At 51.4% G+C, this 21,127-nt stretch carries 18 protein-coding genes and 1 pseudogene; 16 read left to right on the top strand and 3 right to left on the bottom strand.

The annotated features are described in order from the left end of the window. Positions 1 to 232 precede the first annotated feature (232 nt). Positions 233 to 994 (top strand): alpha/beta fold hydrolase, encoded by a 762-nt coding sequence (locus AC0LWN_RS15450; protein WP_474666763.1) that lies wholly within the window; start codon positions 233 to 235, stop codon positions 992 to 994. Here the strand turns inward: AC0LWN_RS15450 and AC0LWN_RS15445 are convergent. Both AC0LWN_RS15445 and AC0LWN_RS15440 read right to left on the bottom strand, forming a co-directional pair. Beyond that, positions 991 to 1,476: a GNAT family N-acetyltransferase gene (locus AC0LWN_RS15445; RefSeq protein ID WP_474666761.1), complete on the bottom strand. Its 486-nt coding sequence runs from the start codon at positions 1,474 to 1,476 to the stop codon at positions 991 to 993. The genes AC0LWN_RS15450 and AC0LWN_RS15445 overlap by 4 nt on opposite strands. 350 nt (positions 1,477 to 1,826) lie before the next feature. Continuing rightward, positions 1,827 to 2,729 carry an NAD(P)-dependent oxidoreductase gene (locus AC0LWN_RS15440; protein ID WP_474666759.1) on the bottom strand — a complete coding sequence of 301 codons (903 nt, stop codon included), beginning with the start codon at positions 2,727 to 2,729 and terminating at the stop codon, positions 1,827 to 1,829. Positions 2,730 to 3,022: 293 nt separating this feature from the next. Here AC0LWN_RS15440 and AC0LWN_RS15435 point away from each other — a divergent pair, with 293 nt between their 5' ends. The 3 genes from AC0LWN_RS15435 to AC0LWN_RS15425 all read left to right on the top strand — a co-directional run bounded on the left by AC0LWN_RS15435 (position 3,023) and on the right by AC0LWN_RS15425 (position 5,726). Beyond that, on the top strand, positions 3,023 to 4,378 hold the full coding sequence (locus tag AC0LWN_RS15435; protein ID WP_019912914.1) for a glucose-6-phosphate isomerase: 1,356 nt from the start codon (positions 3,023 to 3,025) through the stop codon (positions 4,376 to 4,378). 130 nt (positions 4,379 to 4,508) lie between these two features. Continuing rightward, positions 4,509 to 5,141, top strand: a complete 633-nt coding sequence (locus AC0LWN_RS15430) for a YigZ family protein (RefSeq protein ID WP_474667114.1) — start codon at positions 4,509 to 4,511, stop codon at positions 5,139 to 5,141. A 3-nt stretch (positions 5,142 to 5,144) separates the two neighbouring features. Beyond that, the gene (locus AC0LWN_RS15425; protein ID WP_474666757.1) at positions 5,145 to 5,726 is read left to right on the top strand and encodes a TetR/AcrR family transcriptional regulator; all 582 of its coding nucleotides are present in this window, start codon (positions 5,145 to 5,147) and stop codon (positions 5,724 to 5,726) included. A 206-nt stretch (positions 5,727 to 5,932) separates the two neighbouring features. Here AC0LWN_RS15425 and AC0LWN_RS15420 read toward each other — a convergent pair whose 3' ends face one another. Then, positions 5,933 to 6,334, bottom strand: coding sequence for a secondary thiamine-phosphate synthase enzyme YjbQ (locus tag AC0LWN_RS15420; protein WP_474666755.1), 402 nt, complete (start codon positions 6,332 to 6,334; stop codon positions 5,933 to 5,935). A 185-nt stretch (positions 6,335 to 6,519) separates the two neighbouring features. On the opposite strand from AC0LWN_RS15420, the gene cysT reads away from it, so the two are divergent. The 12 genes and pseudogenes from cysT to AC0LWN_RS15360 all read left to right on the top strand — a co-directional run bounded on the left by cysT (position 6,520) and on the right by AC0LWN_RS15360 (position 21,119). After that, positions 6,520 to 7,335: a sulfate ABC transporter permease subunit CysT gene (gene cysT, locus AC0LWN_RS15415; RefSeq protein WP_474666753.1), complete on the top strand. Its 816-nt coding sequence runs from the start codon at positions 6,520 to 6,522 to the stop codon at positions 7,333 to 7,335. Then, positions 7,332 to 8,129 carry a sulfate ABC transporter permease subunit gene (locus tag AC0LWN_RS15410; RefSeq protein WP_458964496.1) on the top strand — a complete coding sequence of 266 codons (798 nt, stop codon included), beginning with the start codon at positions 7,332 to 7,334 and terminating at the stop codon, positions 8,127 to 8,129. Before cysT ends, AC0LWN_RS15410 begins: the two co-directional genes overlap by 4 nt. Position 8,130: 1 nt before the next feature. Beyond that, entirely contained in the window at positions 8,131 to 9,195 is a 1,065-nt protein-coding gene (locus tag AC0LWN_RS15405) for a sulfate/molybdate ABC transporter ATP-binding protein (protein ID WP_474666751.1), read from the top strand. Positions 9,196 to 9,272: 77 nt separating this feature from the next. Continuing rightward, positions 9,273 to 10,346: a sulfate ABC transporter substrate-binding protein gene (locus tag AC0LWN_RS15400; RefSeq protein ID WP_474666749.1), complete on the top strand. Its 1,074-nt coding sequence runs from the start codon at positions 9,273 to 9,275 to the stop codon at positions 10,344 to 10,346. A gap of 422 nt (positions 10,347 to 10,768) precedes the next feature. Further along, positions 10,769 to 11,551, top strand: a complete 783-nt coding sequence (locus AC0LWN_RS15395) for an MBL fold metallo-hydrolase (RefSeq protein ID WP_474666747.1) — start codon at positions 10,769 to 10,771, stop codon at positions 11,549 to 11,551. A gap of 33 nt (positions 11,552 to 11,584) precedes the next feature. Next, positions 11,585 to 12,168 (top strand): annotated as a pseudogene (locus tag AC0LWN_RS15390) (GNAT family N-acetyltransferase). 181 nt (positions 12,169 to 12,349) lie between these two features. After that, complete coding sequence (gene hydE / locus AC0LWN_RS15385; RefSeq protein ID WP_474666745.1) at positions 12,350 to 13,402, top strand: [FeFe] hydrogenase H-cluster radical SAM maturase HydE; 1,053 nt, start codon at positions 12,350 to 12,352, stop codon at positions 13,400 to 13,402. An 86-nt stretch (positions 13,403 to 13,488) separates the two neighbouring features. Then, the gene (locus AC0LWN_RS15380; RefSeq protein ID WP_474666743.1) at positions 13,489 to 14,481 is read left to right on the top strand and encodes a 2-oxoacid:acceptor oxidoreductase family protein; all 993 of its coding nucleotides are present in this window, start codon (positions 13,489 to 13,491) and stop codon (positions 14,479 to 14,481) included. A gap of 20 nt (positions 14,482 to 14,501) precedes the next feature. Beyond that, on the top strand, positions 14,502 to 16,793 hold the full coding sequence (locus AC0LWN_RS15375) for a thiamine pyrophosphate-dependent enzyme (RefSeq protein ID WP_474666741.1): 2,292 nt from the start codon (positions 14,502 to 14,504) through the stop codon (positions 16,791 to 16,793). 151 nt (positions 16,794 to 16,944) lie between these two features. Continuing rightward, positions 16,945 to 17,445 carry an NADH-quinone oxidoreductase subunit NuoE gene (gene nuoE, locus AC0LWN_RS15370; RefSeq protein WP_474666739.1) on the top strand — a complete coding sequence of 167 codons (501 nt, stop codon included), beginning with the start codon at positions 16,945 to 16,947 and terminating at the stop codon, positions 17,443 to 17,445. 42 nt (positions 17,446 to 17,487) lie between these two features. Then, a complete protein-coding gene (gene nuoF, locus AC0LWN_RS15365) occupies positions 17,488 to 19,365 on the top strand; it encodes an NADH-quinone oxidoreductase subunit NuoF (protein ID WP_474666737.1) in 1,878 nt (625 codons plus the stop codon). A gap of 17 nt (positions 19,366 to 19,382) precedes the next feature. Next, the gene (locus tag AC0LWN_RS15360; protein WP_474666735.1) at positions 19,383 to 21,119 is read left to right on the top strand and encodes an NADH-dependent [FeFe] hydrogenase, group A6; all 1,737 of its coding nucleotides are present in this window, start codon (positions 19,383 to 19,385) and stop codon (positions 21,117 to 21,119) included. Positions 21,120 to 21,127: the final 8 nt, after the last annotated feature.

The raw sequence follows: 21,127 nt of genomic DNA, 5'->3' as shown, positions 1-21,127 counted from the left end.
GTCCCGCCTTGTGGCGGGGCTTCTTTGTGTAGTACTGCATGCCAAAAAGAGCTTGCCCTTTCATGATTTGTTTGCTATTCTAAATGAGAACAAATGTTTGTGGTTTGGGTTTATAAGTAAGTCAAGTGTTGCTTGGATGTCCTCGGCCGCTAGCTATGAGAGGAGTGGAATTGTGCTGTATTCTGATTCATACATAACCTTTAATTACGAAGTGGCCGGAGAGGGAAGGCCAATGCTGATCATACACGGAAACGGTCCGGATCATCAGATGATGATGGGCTGTATGGAGCCTTTGTTTTTGCCGCAAGACCGGTATAGAAGAATATATGTTGACTTGCCGGGGATGGGGAGATCACCTGCTGCAGATTGGATTACCTCGTCAGATGATATGCTGCGGGCCGTGGAGATGATGATTGAAGCCCTGATTCCGGGTGAACGATTCATTCTTGTAGGGCAATCCTATGGCGGCTACCTGGCAAGAGGGCTAATGAGGAACTATGCCGGATTAATGGATGGCGTATTTCTGCTGTGTCCTTGCGTCATTGCCGAACCGTCGCAGAGAGAGCTGCCGCCGCACCAAGTGATGGAGTACGATGCTGAATTGCTGAAGGAGCTTGGTGCAGCGGACAGGGAGGAGTTCACCTCAATTGCGGTGGTACAAACCAGAATGATATGGGAGCGGTACAGCCGTGAGATCATTAGCGGTTTGCAGCTCGCCGATGAAGCTTTCATGCAGCGAATAAGAGCGGACGGCGGGTATGCCTACAGCTTTGATGTAGATGCGTTGCCTCCCTTTGACAAGCCCAGCCTGATATTGACTGGGCGTCAGGATTCAATGACAGGATATAAGGACGCCTGGAAGCTGCTTGATACATACACTCACGCGACTTTTGCCGTATTGGACCGTGCCGGACACAATCTTCATTTGGAGCAGGAACGGCTGCTGGGCGTGATGGCAAGAGAGTGGCTCAACAGAGTTAATCTTGGGTCTTAAGGCCGAGCTTCTTCGGTGATTCGTTCATATTGAAAGAGTGTTTCGCCACTTTGGGTATCGAGGACCTCTGCAATTTGGACAAATCCATGCTTTTTGTAGAAATAGTGATTTCTTACCGCCCATGACGGTGTATCGAGCGTCCATTTCTGCGCGCTGGAGAAGGTGCTGAACAGGAAACGGAAGGCCTCCTGCCCGTAGCCGCGGTTCTGATAGTTAGGGTCGATGTAGATGCGGCCCAGATGGAATTCTTCCTTGTTCTCAGAAGGGAAGAGAACCATTCCACCGATAATAACATCATCCTCAAGCAGCTTGTAATAATGCCCGGACTTCATCATATCACTCTGCCAGGAAATTGATCCGTATCCCGGAGGGCCGTCTTCGAGTTTGTTCTGATACTGCTGGGCGTCGTGATCAAAAGTTCTTTTTTGTACCTCTGCTAACCTGGAGGCGTCCTCCGGGTTAGCTAGCTGAATGGATAGCATATGTATTTTTTCCTCCTTTGTATTCTGTGGTATTTTATGTAATTGAGCACACTATTAGTTCTTCGGAGAAGAACGGCGAAATCCTGCATGGGGATATGCCCTGTATCCACAATAAAAAACGCAGCCGGAAGCTTCGGCCGCGCCTATAGTAAGTTGAACAAAAGAAAATATAAAAAGGGCAGAAGTGACGGAGGGGAAGTTTGGAACTGGAGGAGCGGTAGCGTCCGCCTTTGTCTGCGGATTTCCACCGCGAAGAGCGGTAAAAATCAAGAAATCTGCAGACAACAGCGGCCGGAAGTCCAAACATTCCCCGCAGTTACGACCAGACCCATGTTACGACTCACCAACATCTATTCCTTGCTTGAGTTATTCCCGATTTTCTGGCCAATCCATTCTTCATAGGTTTTGACCACCGCAGACAGGTCTTCATCGCCATAGCCATGGTTATAGCCGGTTTGGAACATGCTTTTGGCTAGGCCAAGCATTGGTGAAGGAACGCCTGTAGAATCGCTGAGCGAGGAGGCCAGCTTCAGATCCTTCAGCATCAGCGCGAGGGAGAACTGGTTGCTGAAATCATCGTCGATAATCTTGCGGCCTTTAAGCTCGGCCTGCTTGCTTCCTGCAGAGCCGTTCTGCACCAGCTCCAGGAACTTGTCTGCCGGGACACCGGATTTCACAGCGATGGAGAAGCCTTCGGCCAGAGCGACGTTATGAATGCCGACCATGGCGTTATGAGCCAGCTTGGCAACGGCTCCGCTGCCGTTTTCGCCCATATGCAGCAACAATCTGCCCATAGCGTCGAAGATATCACGGTGTTCCTCAATGACTGAGGCATTGCCGCCGACCATGAATACCAGTGTACCCTCAATGGCTGCCGGTTTGCTGCCGGTTACAGGAGCGTCCAGGAATTTACCGCCGCGTTCCTCTACAGCCGCAGCAATTTCCCGTACCAAGCCGGGAGAAATGGTGCTGGAATCAATAATAACTGCTCCCGGCTTCATGGCGTTCAGGATACCGTGATCGCCGTAGAATACTTCACGGATTGAATCATCATTGCTGATCATGGTAATAATAACATCCTTGCCTTCAGCAGCACTTTGCGGAGTCGCGGCGACTTTAGCGCCTTCCGCTGCCAGCGGCTCGCTTTTTGACGCTGTGCGATTGTACACCGTAACCTGAAACCCGCTGCGCAGCAGGTTGGAAGCCATAGGCGCTCCCATTGTTCCGAGTCCGATAAAGCCGATCTGTTTCATTCCATTTCCACCTTCGCTCTTTGAGATACCTAATAGAATTTGAACCGGGGCTGTCTTAGTCCAGCTTCCTTAGGGATGCTTTTCTACATTCTATCACGGCATCCGGGCATGTTCCACAGAACCGGGCTTTTGTTCTCACAGCAAGCGCTTCCAAGAAACTTCCGAAAACATGGTCCTAAAGCCCGGGATGTGCGCTAAGACCTTGCCAGTCAAGGAAAATTAAAGTATCCTATTATAAAGTTGTAACAAACGGTGTCAAATCTAAAGAGATATACAGGAGGTTACCATTACCGATGTCCAAAAAGATTAATTTTGACTACACTAAAGCCCTTTCCTTCTTCAGCCAGCATGAGATTGATTATTTGGCCGCTCCGGTGAAGCTGGCTCATGAGCAGCTCCACAACAAGAGTGGCGCAGGCTCCGATTACCTCGGCTGGATTGATCTGCCAACCGCGTATGACAAGGAAGAGTTCGCCCGCATCCAGCAGGCCGCCAAGAAGATCCAGAGCGATTCCGATGTGCTTATCGTTATCGGTATCGGAGGCTCTTATCTGGGAGCACGCGCAGCGATTGAGGCGCTCTCACATTCCTTCTACAATAACCTTACTAAGGATCAACGCAAGACACCGGAAATTTATTTTGCCGGCAATAATATCAGCTCGACGTACATCACGCATTTGCTCGATCTGGTAGAAGGCAAGGATTTCTCCGTGAATGTTATCTCCAAATCGGGAACAACCACCGAGCCGGCCATCGCCTTCCGCATTTTCCGCGCAGCGCTGGAGAAGAAGTACGGCAAGGAAGAAGCACGCAAACGCATTTACGCTACTACAGACAAAGAGAAGGGCGCTCTCAAGAAGCTGGCAAATGAAGAAGGCTATGAGTCGTTCATTATCCCTGACGATGTAGGCGGACGTTATTCTGTACTGACTCCAGTAGGACTTCTGCCAATCGCCGTAGCGGGAATCAACATTGAAGAAATGATGCAAGGGGCCGCAGCCGCAGCGGACGAGTTCAACAACCCGGATGTGGCTACGAACCAAAGCTATCAATATGCTGCTGTTCGTAACGCTTTGTACCGCAAAGGCAAAACAACGGAAATTCTAGTCAACTACGAGCCTTCCCTGCACTTTGTATCCGAATGGTGGAAGCAATTGTACGGCGAAAGCGAAGGCAAGGATTTCAAGGGTATCTATCCTGCCTCTGTTGATTTCTCCACGGATCTGCACTCCATGGGACAATTTATTCAGGAGGGCAACCGCAACATCTTCGAAACGGTTATCCAGGTGGATCAAGTACAGCACCATGTATCCATCGAGAATGATCCGGACGATCTGGACGGTCTAAACTTCCTGACCGGCAAGACAATGGATTTTGTCAACAAGAAGGCTTTCCAAGGTACTATGCTGGCGCACACAGACGGACAGGTGCCGAACCTGATCGTCACGATCCCGGACCAAACACCTTATACTTTCGGCTACCTGGTTTATTTCTTTGAAAAAGCCTGCGGTATCAGCGGATACCTGATGGGCGTTAACCCGTTCGACCAACCGGGCGTAGAAGCATACAAGAAAAACATGTTCGCTCTGCTTGGCAAACCGGGCTACGAAAAGGAAAAAGCAGAACTGGAAGCCAGACTTAACGAGTAGCATTACCAAACATCGCAGATCATTCATACTAATGTAACTCACCAGGGAGCAGTCCATAGGTAATCCAATACCGCGGGCTGCTCCTAATATATATCAAGTTATCCATATGGAAATAAGGACTGGAATAATGATGCTGGAACAATACCGGACGGTGCGTTCTCCCGGTTCCCGGGAAGTCGTAATCCGTAAGTCACACTTCATTGGGCATGTCATGCCGGTGGAGAACGAAGAAGAAGCGGTGCAATTTATCGAAGACATCAAGAAGCAGCATTGGAACGCCACACATAACTGCTCTGCTTATATGATTGGTGAGCGGGATGAGATCCAGAGACAGTCGGATGACGGGGAACCGAGTGGAACGGCCGGTAAACCGATCTTGGAGGTAATCCGCAGCCAGAACGTTAAAAATGTCGCAATTGTCGTCACCCGTTATTTTGGTGGCATTATGCTGGGCGCAGGCGGTCTGATCCGGGCGTATACGGATGGCGCTGTGCTGGCACTTGAAGCTGGAGAAGTAATCACCCGTGTGCTTAGGCGAGAGGTATTTGTGGAGCTTGACTATACCTGGCTGGGCAAGGTTGAGAACGAGCTAAGGGGAAGAGGCATAAAGACCGGTGAAACTTTGTTTACAGATAAAGTTACGCTGCTGTGTCTCCCGCGTAATGAGGAAGGCGACACATTTATGGCATGGATAACGGATCTTACCCAGGGGCAAGCGCTGGTTACAGAAGGGCGGCGGCTTTACTACAGCGAAGGGGAATAAGATATGGCAAGAAGAGCAGTGGAGCAGGAGTTGTCGAGGGAAAGAATATTGGAAGCGGCCAGGCATCTGTTTATAACCAAAGGATACCGGGCGATTTCGATGCGCAGCATCGGTCAGCATTTGGGATATAGCCATGGCTCGCTCTATTATCATTTCAAGGAAAAGGCGGAGTTGTTCTACGCCATTGTAGTCGAGGATTTCAATCATGTAGCCGCACTGCTTAATCAAGTTATGAATACTCCCCCTGAACAGGGAATGACCCGGGTAGAGCAGCTAATTATGGAGTTTATCCGCTTTGGGCTGGATCATCCTTATCAGTATGAAATCATGTTCATGATCCGCGATGAAGAGCTGCTTGCTTATTGTCGTGCGGAACAGGGACGATGTTTTGAGTTGTTCGCAAGTATTGTGCGTTCTCACATGAAGGAAGAGGGCTATGTATCTGAGGACTGGCAGAGCATACCGTTAACCTTGTTCTTGTCGGCTCACGGATTTATCTCTTATTATATTCAGGACAAAGTTTCGTTCGAGGATGTTAAGCAGGCTGCAGTGATGCATGTCAAAGTACTAAGCCGCAGTTTATAATTTCGGTGTTTTTTTATCTTTTCTCGGTTTAGCGCGTTGCATTGGTATAACTTTGAACGGTGAAAGTGTGAAAGAGACTATAAATTATATAGAATGCGGCTCTGCTTGAACTGGCAGGGCCGCAATTTGTTTGTGGGGTATGCTAGTTCCAGCAGAGCTGCAATTTGTGTATCGGATACCGTTTTTTAAGAACCGGCAAGCGGTATTTACCCCTGAATAATCTTCAGATAACATTGGAGGTGTCTTGGCCCGTCGAATTCACAGAAGTATATGCCTTGCCAGCGGCCCAGCAGCAGTGCGCCCTCATGGATAATGATGCTTTGGGAAGGGCCGGCGGTGATGGATTTCAGATGGGAAGCGGTGTTGCCTTCCGCATGGCGGTATTTGGGATGCTCCCACGGATAAACCTCGTCCAGTCTCATCAGCACATCATGCTTCACGTCGGGATCGGCATTTTCATTGATGGCTATTCCTGCAGTAGTATGCGGACAATAGACGACGACGATGCCATTCTGTACCCCGCTCTTTTTGACATAGGAAACGACTTCGCGGGTGATGTCCCGCAGCTCATCCCGTTTGCTGGTAGTAATCTCCATAGTATGCAGCATAATGTAGTCCCCTCTCTGTACAGTAAATATACCATAGTTTACCCCAAATCGAACGAAAGTAATTGACGGAAGTAAGCGGCTTTGGTAAAGTAGTGATAACTTTAAACCAAGTATATTAATAGGAATAATTATGGCTGTAAAGGCGAGTATACCGACCGGTAAGCCGGAGGTGGGGGGATTGATTCTTGAATACGCTGCTTAGACACAAGGGCTGGACCTGGGGATTCCGCACGACGATTCTGCTTTATTTTGTAATATTGATCGTTCTGCCGATACTTGGTGTCTATTACAACTCATTTTCGCTTGGCTTTGGCAGCTTTGCCGAGAGCATTAGCGACCCGATTGCCTGGAAGTCGGTACTGCTTACTTTGAAGCTGGCGGTTATTGCTACGGTTATTAATGTGCTGCTTGGCACGATGATTGCCTGGGTGCTTATCCGTTACCGGTTCCCCGGCAAGGCACTGCTCAACAGCCTGGTGGACCTGCCTTTTGCGCTGCCGACGGCGGTTGGCGGTCTGATGATTCTGCTGCTGCTCGGTCCGGGCAGTCTGATCGGCGGTCTGGCCGAATCCTTGGGCTTCGAAATTGTGTTCCATCAGCCGGCGATTGTTATCGCCATGATCTTTGTAACCTTTCCTTTTGTGATACGGGCGGTACAGCCGCTGCTGGAGGAGCTTGACCCCTCTGAGGAAGAAGCGGCATATACGATGGGAGCGGGGCGCAGCCGGGTATTCCGGCAGATTATTTTGCCTTCTATGGCACCTGGGATGATTAGCGGCGGCATGCTGGCATTTTCACGGGCGCTGGCTGAATTCGGAGCTGTCGTGCTGGTAGCCGGGAACATTCCGGGCCGCACGCTCGTATCCTCTGTTTTTATTTTCGGTGAAGTCGAAAGTGACAATCCGGTGGGGGCTGCGGGGGTTTCCATTATTCTGTTAACCTTGTCCTTTGTTATTCTCTGGCTGATCAATATGCTGCAGATGCGGGGGAGAAGAGCATGAGAAGACTATGGATTGGACTCACTTACCTTGTATTTTTCCTCCTGATTGCCGCACCGCTGGGGAAAATGACGATTGGCGCATTCAGTGAAGGCTTTGGCGGGTTCTGGGATGCCTTGACCCGGCCGGAGGCGTTGCACGCGCTGATGATGACCGGGTTCGTCGTTGTAGTGGTCACACTGCTGAACACGCTGTTCGGCATTATGCTGGCGCTGTATCTGGTGCGGGCGAATTGGCTGGGCAACCGGGTCAAAAGCCTGCTCAACAGCATCGTCGATTTGCCTTACGCTGTATCTCCGGTTATTGGCGGGCTGATGATCGTGCTGCTGCTCGGTCCGGACAGTGCGCTGGGCGCTTTATTTGAGCAAATCGGGCTGAAGATTGTATATGCTTTTCCGGGGATGGTCATTGCTACACTCTTTGTGACCTTCCCTCTGATGGTGCGCGAGGTGATGCCGGTGCTTCAGGAGATCGGTTCGCAGCAGGAGGAGGCGGCCTCGACGCTGGGAGCGTACGGCTGGACCACCTTTTGGAAGGTGACCTGGCCTTCGATCCGCTGGGCGGTGATTTACGGCGTGATCCTGACGGTTGCGCGCTCGCTGGGTGAATTCGGGGCGGTGCTGGTTGTTTCGGGCAACATCATGAATAAAACCCAGACCGCAACCACGCTGGTATATCAGGATGTCGAGAATTTCAATGTAACGGCTGCGGGCGGTGTAGCGCTGGTGCTGGCTGCATTTTCCGCAGGTCTGCTGCTGCTTATGGAATGGAGCAAAAGAAGAAAGGAAGTGCACTAATATGCATGTGGAAGTCCGGGGACTCGATAAGCATTTTGGAGATTTTCATGCCGTAAAGGACGTTAACTTCGGAATTACCAAAGGCCATCTCATTGGGCTGCTCGGCCCAAGCGGCGGGGGCAAAACCTCGATTCTGCGCATGCTGGCGGGGCTGGAGACACCGGACAGCGGGGAGATTATTTTTCATGGCAAGACGGTGAATCATCTTCCGCCGCAGGAGCGCGAGATCGGCTTTGTGTTCCAGAACTATGCGCTCTTTAAGCATATGACCGTATATGAGAATATTGCGTTTGGACTGAAGGTCAAGAAAGCCAATAAAAGCGTAATCCAGGACCGCGTAGCCGAGCTTGTGGAGCTTACCGGACTGAAGGGCTTTGAGAAGCGTTATCCGCATCAGCTTTCGGGGGGCCAGCGGCAGCGGGTTGCTTTTGCCCGGGCGCTTGCGCCACAGCCGCAGCTTCTGCTGCTGGATGAGCCGTTCGCAGCGATTGATGCCAAGATCCGCCAAGAGCTGCGTTCCTGGCTGCGTGAGCTGATTGAACGCGTCGGGATCACGTCTATTTTTGTAACCCATGACCAGGACGAAGCGATTGAGGTAGCCGATGAGATTATGATCATCAATCAGGGACGCCTGGAGCAGAAGGGCACACCTTGGGATATTTATAAAGAGCCGAAGACGCCGTTCGTCGCGACTTTTATCGGGGAATCGACGCTGATCGAGCGTGCCTCCGAGCTGAAGGGCTTCAAGGACGCAGGCGGCGGCAAGCCGACCAAGGCGCTGATCCGGCCGGAATATATTGAGGTAGGGCATTTGCACGAATTCAAAATGGCATCGGCCACGGAGCAGGGCATCGTGAAGCATCTGCACTTCCGCGGCAGCGAATGGCTGGTAGAGGTGGAAGTGAACGGGCATAAGCTGGTGACTTACCGCTCTCTGGAGAAAGAGACGCTTACGCCGGGCCAGGAAATCGCTGTGCTTGTCCACCGTGCTTATCTGTTCAATGATGAACGGAGCTGGATTCAGGAGAACGGATTGAAGGAAGATCCAATGCCGGTATTTATCTAATAAATAAGTACCTGAGTAAGCTTCGAAGTCAAATCTCCACTTTGTGGGGGTATCTTGTCAAAGGATGTGTGGCCGGGATGAGGCTTTTCAAAAGGAGCAGACAACTGCACGGATGGCTGGCTGTCCTAATGCTGGCAATGCTCGCGCTGGCTGTGGCCGGTTGCGGGAATGGGAATGACAACGCAGCGGCGGCCGAGAGTCCGCAGCAAGGCGATCTGACGCTTGTCATTGGAGCCTACAGTGTGGCGAAGGATGCCATGGGTGAAATTCTGCCCCTGTTCGCGGCGGACTGGAAGGCCAAAACCGGACAGAGCATCACGTTTCAGCAGTCCTATGAGGCTTCGGGAACACAGGCGCGGGCGATTGCCGGCGGCTTCGAAGCGGATGTAACCTTGCTGGCGATGGAGGGCGATGTTGATAAGCTGGTTAAGGCGGGGCTGGTAGACAAAGCCTGGAAAAACCGGGGCCAGAACGGGATGGTGACCCGCTCGGTGGTGGCGCTTGGCACGCGGGAAGGTAATCCGAAGAATATTCATGATTTCACCGATCTGGCGAAGCCGGGAGTGAAGGTGCTCTATCCCAATCCGAAGACCTCCGGCGGGGCGCAATGGGACATCAACGCCATCTACGGGGCGGGCCTGAAGCTGTCTGAGGAGCAGAAGGGGGAGAAGGACCCTGCTGCTGCCAAAGCTTTTTTGGAGAGCGTACATGCCAACGTGGAGTCACTGGACAAAAGCGGGCGGGCTTCGATGGCTGCCTTTGAATATGGTGTGGGCGATGTTATTGTTACCTACGAGAATGAGCTGCTTGCGCGGATCGCCAAAGGGGTGAAGTATGAGGTGATTATCCCCAAGGATACGATTCTGATTGAGAACCCGGCAGCGGTGGTGGATAAATATGCTGATAAGCATGGTACCCGCCAGGCAGCAGAGGCGCTGGTCGCTTTCCTGACAACGCCGCAGGCGCAGGAGGTTTTTGCTAAATACGGCTTCCGTCCTGTAGATAAGATGGTCTATGCGGAGCATGAGGACCGTTATCCAGTTCCTGCGGGGCTGTTCGATATCAATTATCTCGGCGGCTGGGATAAAGTGCGCTCAACACTGTATTCCAAGCGGGGAATCTGGTATCAGGTGCTGGCCGGGATTAATTGAAGCTTGGAGCATGTGTAGTGGAATGATATGAAATTGCCATCGTTAAAAGAGTTGTCACATCCGCAGCATTACTGTGGACGGGACAGCTCTTTATTTGTTTGGGTTCGCGGACCTGTACTATAATAAAAAGATATATCTATATAAGTTGAACTAGAGAAAATATAAAAGGGCAGAAGTGACGGAGGGGAAGTTTGGAACTGGAGGAGCGAACGCGTCCGTCTGAGAGCTTTCCGTAGGAAAGCTGGCCGTATGATTAGGCTGTCTGCGGATTTCCACCACGAAGAGCGGTATAAATCAAGAAATCTGCAGGAGGGCAGCGGCCGGAAGTCCAAACATTCCCCGCAGTTACGACTAGGCCCAAATATGAAAAACTAAAGTTCAACTTATATACATCCGTGACGTTGAAAAGGGAGAGCTGGCTTATGGACACATTGGTGTTTTTGGGGACTGGGGATGCTATGGGCGTACCCCGGGTGTATTGCAACTGTGAGACCTGTACGGAAGCGAGAAGCACCGGGCAAAATATTCGGCTGCGCTCCTCCGTGCTTATAGATAACGGCAGTGATTTTTGGGCGATTGACTGCGGTCCCGACTGGCGGCGGCAGATGGAAATGCAGGGACGGCGCAGCATGCGCAGGCTGCTGGTGACGCATGCCCATTTCGATCATATCGGCGGACTGCCGGAATGGGCGGACAGCTGCCGCTGGATGGGATATAGGGGAGAGCTGTACGCCCCGGCGGAGGTGATTCCTGTTATACAGCGGCAATATCCGTGGCTTGGCAGCCATATGGATATGATTCCTTGTGACGACGGACTTACGCTTGACGGCTGGCAGATCAGCACCTGGCGGGTTAACCACGGCAAGAACGGATATTCTTACGCCTACCGGCTGGAGAAGAACGGCTACGCTTGGGTCTATTGCCCGGACTCCATTTCCCTCACGCCGGAGGAGACGAAGCGGATGCAAGCAGCGGATCTGCTGGTGCTCGGGACGAGCTTTTATTATGAATCGGCGGAGCTGTCCACCCGTTCTGTGTACGATATGACGGAGGCGGCAGAGCTGCTGGAACTTGTACGTCCACGCCGGGCCGTGTATACACACATGTCGCATGATGTGGATTTGAGAAAAGACTATATTTTGCCGGAAAATGTTACGCTCGCGGTAACGGGCATGAAGGTTGAGTTAGGGCATGGAGAAGGTTAGTAAAATAATTTGAACAGGAGGCTTTATACCAAAATGAACTCTGAACGTATGAACCCGCTTTTGCTTGATTTTCCCGAGAGCTTTGAGACTGAACGATTATTGGTACGTGCTCCGCTGTGGGGAGATGGGGCAGCGGTGAATGAGGCTATCGGTGAGAGTCTGGAGGAGCTGAAGCCGTGGATGCCTTTTGCTCAAAGCATGCCGCCCCTTACGGAATCCGAGCCATTCGTCAGGGAGTCGCGGCTGAATTTCCTCAAACGCACACAGTTGAACATGCTCATCTTTCACAAAACAGACGGGAAGTTCCTTGGCTGCAGCGGCTTGCACCATATTGATTGGGAGGCACGCTGTTTTGAGACCGGATACTGGATCAGAACCTCTGCGCGGGCAAGGGATACATAACCGAGGCGGTGAACGGGGTTGTGGACTTTGCCATCAGGGAGCTTGAAGCGAACCGGATCGAAATCCGCTGCAGCGGGCGTAATGCCAAAAGCGCTGCCGTTGCCGAGCGGGCGGGCTTTACACTGGACGGCATCCTGCGGCTCAGCACCCGCGGCATGGATGGGGAATTGCATGACTCGAAGGTGTATGCGAAGGTGCGCGGAGCTGAATTTTAGATAACTTTATATTGCGGATAGACAGCGGGTTTCCGGTTAGCGGAGACCCGCTGTTTTTTTGCACTTTTTTACAAATTCGTTATTATGCCAAATATGATCGGATCAAGCCGTCATTTAACCCATAACCCCAGCATAGTGTATAGTAATTCGTTCAGCCATATGGGATGGAGGAATATGCCGGATGGGAGATTTGCTTGGCAAATTATTTGAGCAGAATGAGCTGACTAAGGAGGAAATTATTTATTTCCTTAAGCATTTGACTCCTGATCTCAAGTATCGCTTGTTTGATTTGGCGGCACAAACTCGGAAGAAGCATTACAATGAAAGCGTTTTTATGCGGGGCCTGATTGAATTTTCAAGCTTCTGTAAAAGGGATTGCCTGTACTGTGGTCTGCGCAGATCGAACTCCAGGGCAGAGCGTTACCGGCTGACGGAGGAAGAGATTCTGGAGTGTGCGGCAGAGGGATACCGCCTCGGATATCGTTCGTTTGTTTTACAGAGCGGCGAAGATTTTTATTTTACGGAAGAACGGATGACCTCTGTAGTCAAGAACATGAAGGCCAGTTATCCTGATGCGGCCATCACTTTATCCATCGGAGAACGAAGCGAAGCTTTTTATCGTGCGCTTTTTGATGCAGGCACTGATAGGTACTTGCTCCGGCATGAGGCGGCCTCACGTTCGCTGTACCAATCTCTGCATCCGGGGATGTCGTATGACAACCGTGTGAACTGCCTGCGGATTCTCAAGGATATTGGCTACCAGGTGGGAGCCGGTTTTATGGTAGGACTTCCGGGTCAGACCCATGAGCATCTTGCAGAGGATCTGCTGTTTCTGAAAGAGCTCCATCCGGAAATGATCGGCATAGGACCATTCATCCCGCATAGCGCAACTCCTCTAAAAGCTGCTCAAGGCGGAACCGTTGAAGATACGCTCGTGATGATTGCTATGGCAAGATTGCTTATTCCGGATGCGCTGATGCCTGCTACTACGGCAATAGGGACTCTTGATAGAGAAGGTAGGGAGAAGGCGCTTTTGGCAGGAAGCAATGTTGTTATGCCTATTCTGTCCCCCCTGAAGGTGCGCGAGAAATATGCCCTCTATGAGAACAAGATTTGTATGGGCGACGAAGCCGCGCATTGCAGGAGCTGTATTGAAATGAGAATCGCAGCCGCCGGATTTAAGATTGAACTCAGTAGAGGGGATCACTGCAGCTTCATTACGCACACCAGTTAAAATCCAATGCTGCGGGCATCATTTTTACGTTTCAAGTGAATATTTTCACGTTTTGTGGTCTGACAAAGCTTTAAGGAGGAGATTCAATGTCAACTTTGCCGAAAAAGAATGCGCTTGGCTTCTACGAGATTCGTCTTGAATCCATCGGCGGACTGGGGGCCAACCTTGCAGGTAAAATGCTTGCCGAGACTGGCGCGCTTGAGCTTGGCTTCAATGCATCCAACTTCTCATCTTACGGCTCGGAGAAAAAAGGCACTCCCATAAAAACCTTTGTCCGCTTCTGTGACCCGGAGGTTGAGATAAGGGACCACAGTCCAATCGAGGAGCCCCATCTGGTAGCGGTTTTTCATGAAGCGCTGTACAAGACGGTTAACGTGGTTAGCGGCATGCAGCCGGACGGAGTTGTTCTGGTTAACACCACGCGAGACTTTGATGATGTACGGGCAGACCTGAAGCTTGAATATGGAACGGTTGCTTTGGTAGATGCCATGGGAATTGCCGTTGAAGAGAAAACGAAAGTAAATACTTCGATGCTTGGCGCTATGTTCCGTATCTGCGACTTTCTTGATCCCGAAGCCATGCGCAAGGTTATCCGCAGAACCTTTGAGAAGAAATATCCGCACCTGGTGGAGCCGAACATCCGCACCTTTGACCGCGGCTACAATGAAGTGAAATTTAAAACATATGAAGTACCGGCAGGCACTGAAGCAGTTCCTTTTATCCGTGCCAGATCTCCATTTGGTTATGAGACACAGCTCCCCGGCGGCGTGATTATGGCTCAGGGCAATAGTACTCTGAAGGATTTGAGCGGCTCGCGTGCAGGCATGCTGCCAGTACTTGATACTGAGTCATGCATTAGCTGCGCGGCATGTGACAATGTGTGCCCTGACAATTGCTTTGTCTGGGAAGAAAGCGAAGACAAGCGTGGACGGCCGCAGCAGGTTCTGCTTGGCATCGACTATCAATACTGTAAAGGCTGTCTGAAATGCATCGAAGTATGCCCGACGGAAGCTCTTACCAGTATCCGGGAAGAGGTTGGTTTTGCCGAGCAACATCGTGTAGCCCAAATGTTCAAGTAATGGAAAGGGAGGATACGACAATGTCTATTAGTGAAAATACACAAGTAGAGACAGGAGCGGCTGAGCAGGTTACCTGCTTCGAATCCGGCAATGAAATGGCGGCTACCGCTGCCGCTCAAATTAATTACCACATCATGGGTTACTTTCCGATTACACCTTCCACGGAAGTGGCCCAATACCTAGACCAGATGAAAGCCAGGGGGCAGCACGATATTGAACTGATCGCAGCGGATGGCGAGCATGGTTCTGCCGGGATATGCTACGGTGCGGCTATGGCTGGTGCGCGCGTTATCAATGCGACCAGTTCCCAAGGTTTCCTGTATATGCTGGAGCAGCTCCCCACCCAGTCTGGAACACGTTTCCCGATGGTGTTGAACCTCGTTACCCGTGCTGTCAGTGGACCGCTGGATATTCGCGGAGATCACTCTGACTTGTACTATGGTCTTAATACCGGGTGGGTCATCCTGACGGCCAGTACACCGCAAGCTGTATATGACATGAACATCATGGCACTCAAAATTGCCGAGCATTCTAAGGTGCGTCTGCCTGTTATCGTTGCTTATGACGGCTTCTTCACCTCCCACCAAAAACGCAAGGTCAAATACTTCAAAGAGAATGAGGTCGTACAGAATTTTGTAGGTCCGAATCCGAATCACAATTATCCGAATGTCTCAGACCCTTCCCGTCCGGTAACCATTGGTGCGCATATGGGCGGCGATGACCTGCTGAATAACCACTATCAGTTGTCAGAAGCGCTGGAAAAAGCGGGTGAAGTCTATGAGGAAGTTGCGCAGGAGTATGCTCTTTTGTCAGGACGTGAATATCCGGTTCTCGACCTGTATCGAATGGATGATGCCGAAGTAGCTGTGTTCCTGCTCAACTCGGCAGGGGAATCCGCCAAGGATACCGTTGACGCACTTCGTGCCAAAGGCATCCGAGCAGGGCTGGTTCGCCCGAACATTATCCGTCCGTTCCCGGCTGAACAACTGCGCCGAGCCCTCAAGAACGTCAAGGCACTGCTTGTCGGTGAACGCGCAGACTCGTATGGAGCCAAAGGCGGCAATCTGACTCACGAAATTCGCTCCGCACTTCAAGTAGATCCAGACAATAAGACGATCGTCCTCTCCCGCATCTTTGGTCTCGGTGGCAAGGATTTCTATGCGGATGATGCAGAAGCATTCTTTAAACTAGCTATAGAGGCGGCAGAAAAGGGCTATGCCGAGAAGCCTTTTGATTATCATGGTCATTACCCGGGGGACGCCAAGGATGCACTTGTTCCGGTTCATGAACCGCTGCATGGCGGCGCCTACAAGAGCGGCCTCATCCAAGTGACACCTAGTGAAGATACCGGTCTGCTGAAGGTTAAGCTTCCCCCGCTCCGGCAACTGACTGCCAAGCCGCATCGTCTGGCTCCCGGACATGGCGCTTGTCCCGGCTGTGGCGCACTTTCTGCACTGGAGCTGTTCTTCAAAGGAATCGAAGGCGACATGGTGGTCCTGTTCCAAACAGGCTGTGCGTATGTTGTAACCGCAAGTTATCCGTACTCCTCACATAACCAGACCTTCGTACACAACTTGTTCCAGAACGGTGCTGCTACCTTGGCCGGTATGGTTGATGCCTTCTATGAATTGAAGCGCCGTGGCGAAGTTCAGGTCAGCGACGATGTTACCTTCATCATGGTATCCGGCGACGGGGGAATGGATATCGGGATGGGCGCAACTATAGGTGCGGCACTTCGCAACCACAAGATGATCATCCTTGAGTACGATAATGAGGGTTACATGAACACCGGTTCGCAGTTGTCTTACTCCACGCCAGTGGGTCACTTGACCAGCACCTCCGGGGTGGGGAAAACGCAAAAGGGCAAAAAGGGCCATCACAAGGATACAGCGCAAATCTTGGCGGCTTGCAACATCCCTTATGTGTTCACCGGTGCTGAATCTAATCCGCAGGATTTATTGCAAAAAGCAGCCAAAGCCCAGTGGTACGCCAATAATGTGGGTACTGCCTACGGAAAACTTCTCTGCGCCTGCCCGCTGAACTGGAGAACCTCTGACCATAGCGGCCATGACCTGGTGAAAGCGGCTGTTGATTCCTGCTTCTTCCCGCTATATGAAATTGAGCAGGGCATCACCAATATCACATACAACCCGGAACTGAAGGGCAAGCGCATCCCGGCAGTGGAATGGCTGAAGGGAATGGGTAAAACCAAACATCTGCTGAAGGATGAAGAGCTGCTGCAAAGCTTCGAAGCCGAAATTGAGCGCCGCTGGAGCAGGCTGAAGCTCAGACATGAGAGCTCATTGCTCTAGAATTCTGTGGAGGCCGATAGGTAAAGGCTTCGGCCTCTTTTTCCCAACTGAAAATCATTCTCAATACATTATATCCGGATTTCCGCAAAAGATGCTGCATTCTTAAATAACTGAGCCCAAATCTTTACTTTGAGTGGAGGGAGCGTTCTTAATGGAACATCAACAGGCCAAGAGCTGCGGAGGCGTAGCCGAAGCTGACGAGAAGCTTATGAAGGTACAGTCGGCAATCCTGCAGTTCAAAATGCTCAAGGGGGCGCTGATTCCAGTGCTCCATGAAATTCAGGATATCTACGGCTACTTGCCGGAGCATGTGCTCCAGATCGTGTCCACAGAGCTTAACTTGCCGATGAGTGAAATCTATGGTGTGGCGTCGTTTTATCATTTCTTTTCACTCACTCCTAAAGGGGAAAATGTGATCCATGTGTGCCTCGGGACAGCCTGCTATATCAAGGGCGCACAAGGTGTGCTTGACCGTCTCAGCACAGAGCTTAAAGTGCCTGTACAAGGAACCACAGAGGACAACAAATTCACGCTTGAAGCGACCCGCTGCCTTGGAGCCTGCGGCCTTGCACCGGTCATGACCATTGGCGAGAAGGTCCACGGACGGCTGGTTCCCAACAACATTCCGAAAATTCTGAAAGAATACAAATGATGATCTTGCGCTAGAGGCGCATTTGATACGGGAGGTATGGGCATGAAGCTTGTAACGGATCTTGATGCAATCAAAACGCTCGCGCAGGGTCGTCTCGATAACCGGAAAATCACGGGAGAAACCGCTGATTCCATCAAGTTCAGATCCGTAATGGTGTGTGGGGGGACGGGATGCACATCTTCGGATTCCAATAAAATCATCGCTGAATTGAACAAGGAAATAGTAAATCACGGCATTCAGGAACAGGTGGAGATCGTGCGTACAGGCTGCTTCGGCCTATGCGAGCTTGGTCCAGTCGTTATCGTATACCCGGAAGGGATTTTTTACAGCCGCGTAGAGGTTAAGGATATTCCGAAGCTGGTTGAAGAGCATCTGCTCCACGGGAAACCGTATGAGAAGAAAATTTACGAGAAGACCAAGCAGGACGGCGAAATTCTGAACTTTGAAGAAACTGAATTCTACAAAAAACAAGTGCGGATCGCCCTGCACAACTGCGGTGTCATTGACCCGGAAAATATTGATGAGTATATCGGTAGTGAGGGCTATAAAGCGCTGGACCAAGTACTGAAGACCATGAGCCGCCAAGAGGTAATTGATACGATTAAGCAGTCCGGTCTCCGGGGGCGCGGCGGCGGCGGCTTCAACACGGGGCTGAAGTGGGAATTTGCCGCGAAGCAGGATAAGAAGATGAAGTATGTCATTTGTAATGCGGACGAAGGCGACCCGGGGGCATTTATGGACCGCTCGATCCTTGAAGGCAATCCGCATTCTGTAATTGAAGCGATGACTATTGCCGGTTATGCCATTGGTTCAAACCAAGGGTTTATCTATGTTCGCGCAGAATATCCAATCGCTGTCGAACGCTTCATGAAAGCGCTTGATCAAGCCCGTGAGTATGGGCTGCTGGGTGAAAATATCCTTGGAACCGGCTTTACCTTCAACATTGATGTGCGGCTGGGTGCCGGAGCTTTTGTCTGCGGTGAAGAAACGGCTTTGATTCACTCCATTGAAGGCCACCGGGGGATGCCGACGCCCAAACCGCCTTTTCCGGCAGTAGAAGGCCTGTGGGGCCAGCCGACGATTATCAACAATGTTGAAACACTGGCTAATATTGCCCAGATTATTCTGCGCGGCGCGCAGTGGTATGCAAGCATCGGAACCGAGAAGTCTAAAGGCACTAAGGTATTTGCCCTGGGCGGAAAGGTCGTGAACACCGGCCTGGTTGAAGTGCCGATGGGCATAACCTTGCGTGAAGTTATTTTTGAAATTGGCGGCGGGATTCCAGGCGGCAAAAAATTCAAGGCTGTCCAGACCGGCGGTCCATCCGGCGGCTGTCTGACGGAAGAGCATCTGGACTGTACCATTGATTTTGATACGCTGACCAGTCTCGGTTCAATGATGGGCTCCGGCGGCATGATCATCATGGACGAAGACACCTGTATGGTTGACGTTGCAAGGTTCTACCTGGATTTCACACGCGATGAGTCCTGCGGTAAATGTACGCCCTGCCGCATAGGTACAAAACGTCTGCTTGAATTGCTAGATAAGATCACGGGAGGCAAAGGCAGTATCGAGGATCTGGAGAAGCTTGAGGACCTCTCGCTCCAGATCAAGAATGCATCCCTGTGTGCGCTAGGCCAGACTGCTCCCAATCCGGTATTGTCTACGATTAAATATTTTCGTGAAGAGTACATGGCCCATATTGCCGACAACAAATGTCCGGCTGGCGTCTGTAAATCTCTGATTTCTTATCAAATTGATCCTGAGCTATGCCGGGGCTGCAGCCTCTGTGCGAAAAAATGCCCGAGTGATGCGATCTCCGGTGAAATGAAAGAACCGTTTGTCATCGACACGGCGGCCTGCATCAAGTGTGGTGTCTGCTTCGATGTATGCAAGTTCAAAGCCGTAGCGATAGTCTGACGAGGAGAGTGATCAAGTTGGATACCATTAAAATAATGATTGACGGCATCGAGGCAGAAGTTGCCAAAGGGACAACGGTTCTCGAAGCAGCCCGTGACCAGGGCATTCATATTCCGACCCTGTGTTATTTGAAAGGGATCAACCATTCTTCAAGCTGCCGGGTGTGTGTGGTTGAAGTGGGCCCAAGGCTTATTGCTTCCTGTACGCTGATCGCGGAGGAGGGCATGAACATCCGGACGAACACCAAGAAGGTCCGGGATGCCCGAAAAACCTCCGTAGAGCTGCTGCTGTCCGATCATAACCAGGAATGTCTCAGCTGCTCCCGCAGCGGGGGCTGTGAACTGCAAACCGTCTCCAGTGCGCTCAATATCCGCAAAGTGACATATACCGGTGAAAAATCGAGCCAGGAGAAGGACTACACATCCCCGTCCATTGTTCGTGACGCGTCCAAATGTATCCTTTGCGGGCGTTGTGTCGGGGCTTGCGGTACTGTGCAAACTGTGGGGGCGATCAGCTTCGCTAGGCGCGGCTTTGATACGGTGATCTCGACCGCATTCGGCCGCTCACTTGCGGATTCAACCTGTGTCAACTGCGGCCAGTGCATTATGGCTTGTCCCGTAGGCGCCCTTAGTGAGCATGAGAGCATCAATGATGTGTGGAATGATCTCGCAGAACCGGGCAAATATGTGGTGGTCCAGACAGCGCCTGCCGTACGTGTTGCTCTTGGAGAAGAATTCGGCATGCCCGTGGGAACCCGCGTGACCGGCAAAATGGTTGCAGCCCTGCGGAAGCTTGGCTTCGATAAAGTATTCGACACAAACTTTGGTGCAGACCTGACGATTATGGAAGAAGGCACGGAGCTGATCTCCCGTCTCACTAGCGGACAGAACCTGCCGCTTATGACGTCCTGCTGTCCAGGCTGGGTTAAATTTATGGAGCATAATTTCCCGGATAGGCTGGGTAACCTGTCTACCTGCAAATCACCGCATGAAATGGAAGGTGCAATGGTTAAGTCCTTTTTCGCCAAGAAAATGGGGATTGATCCGCAGAATATTGTCGTCGTCTCGATCATGCCTTGTACCGCCAAGAAGTTCGAGGGCGCGCGGGAAGAGCTGTCGCATGAAGGGCTGCAGGATGTCGATTGGGTGCTGACGACCCGTGAGCTTGCGGCAATGATCAAAGAAGCGGGAATCGACTTTGCTAACCTGAAGGATGAAGCGTTCGATAATCCGATTGGTGAAGGCTCTGGTGCGGGCGTTATATTCGGTGCAACCGGCGGTGTTGCAGAAGCTGCGCTGCGTACCGTGTTCGAATTCACCTCAGGCAAGGAGCTGGAGACTATCGAATACACTGCTGTCCGGGGAATGGACGGAATCAAGGAAAATGTTATTGAGCTGCCGGGCGGCCAGAAGATTCGCACCGCTGTTGTTCATGGTCTCGGCAATACGCGCAAGCTGATGGAAGCGATGGAACGTGGCGAGAAAAGCTATGATTTCATAGAAGTAATGGCCTGTCCCGGCGGCTGTATTACGGGTGGCGGTCAGCCCATCGTGGATGCGGGAACCTCCGAGCGGATTGATATTAAGGCTGAACGGGCAAAAGCCATTTACACGGAGGATGAGGCCCAAACGGTCCGTAAATCACATCACAATCCTTATATAAAAGCTCTTTATGAAGAGTTTCTGGGTGCTCCTAACAGTCACCTTGCACATGAGCTGCTGCACACGCATTATGTGACGCGTTCCAGGTTTTAAACCTATGC

The sequence above is a fragment of the Paenibacillus sp. sgz302115 genome, assembly GCF_056120445.1.
This window is presented reverse-complemented; position numbering and strand designations above follow the sequence as displayed.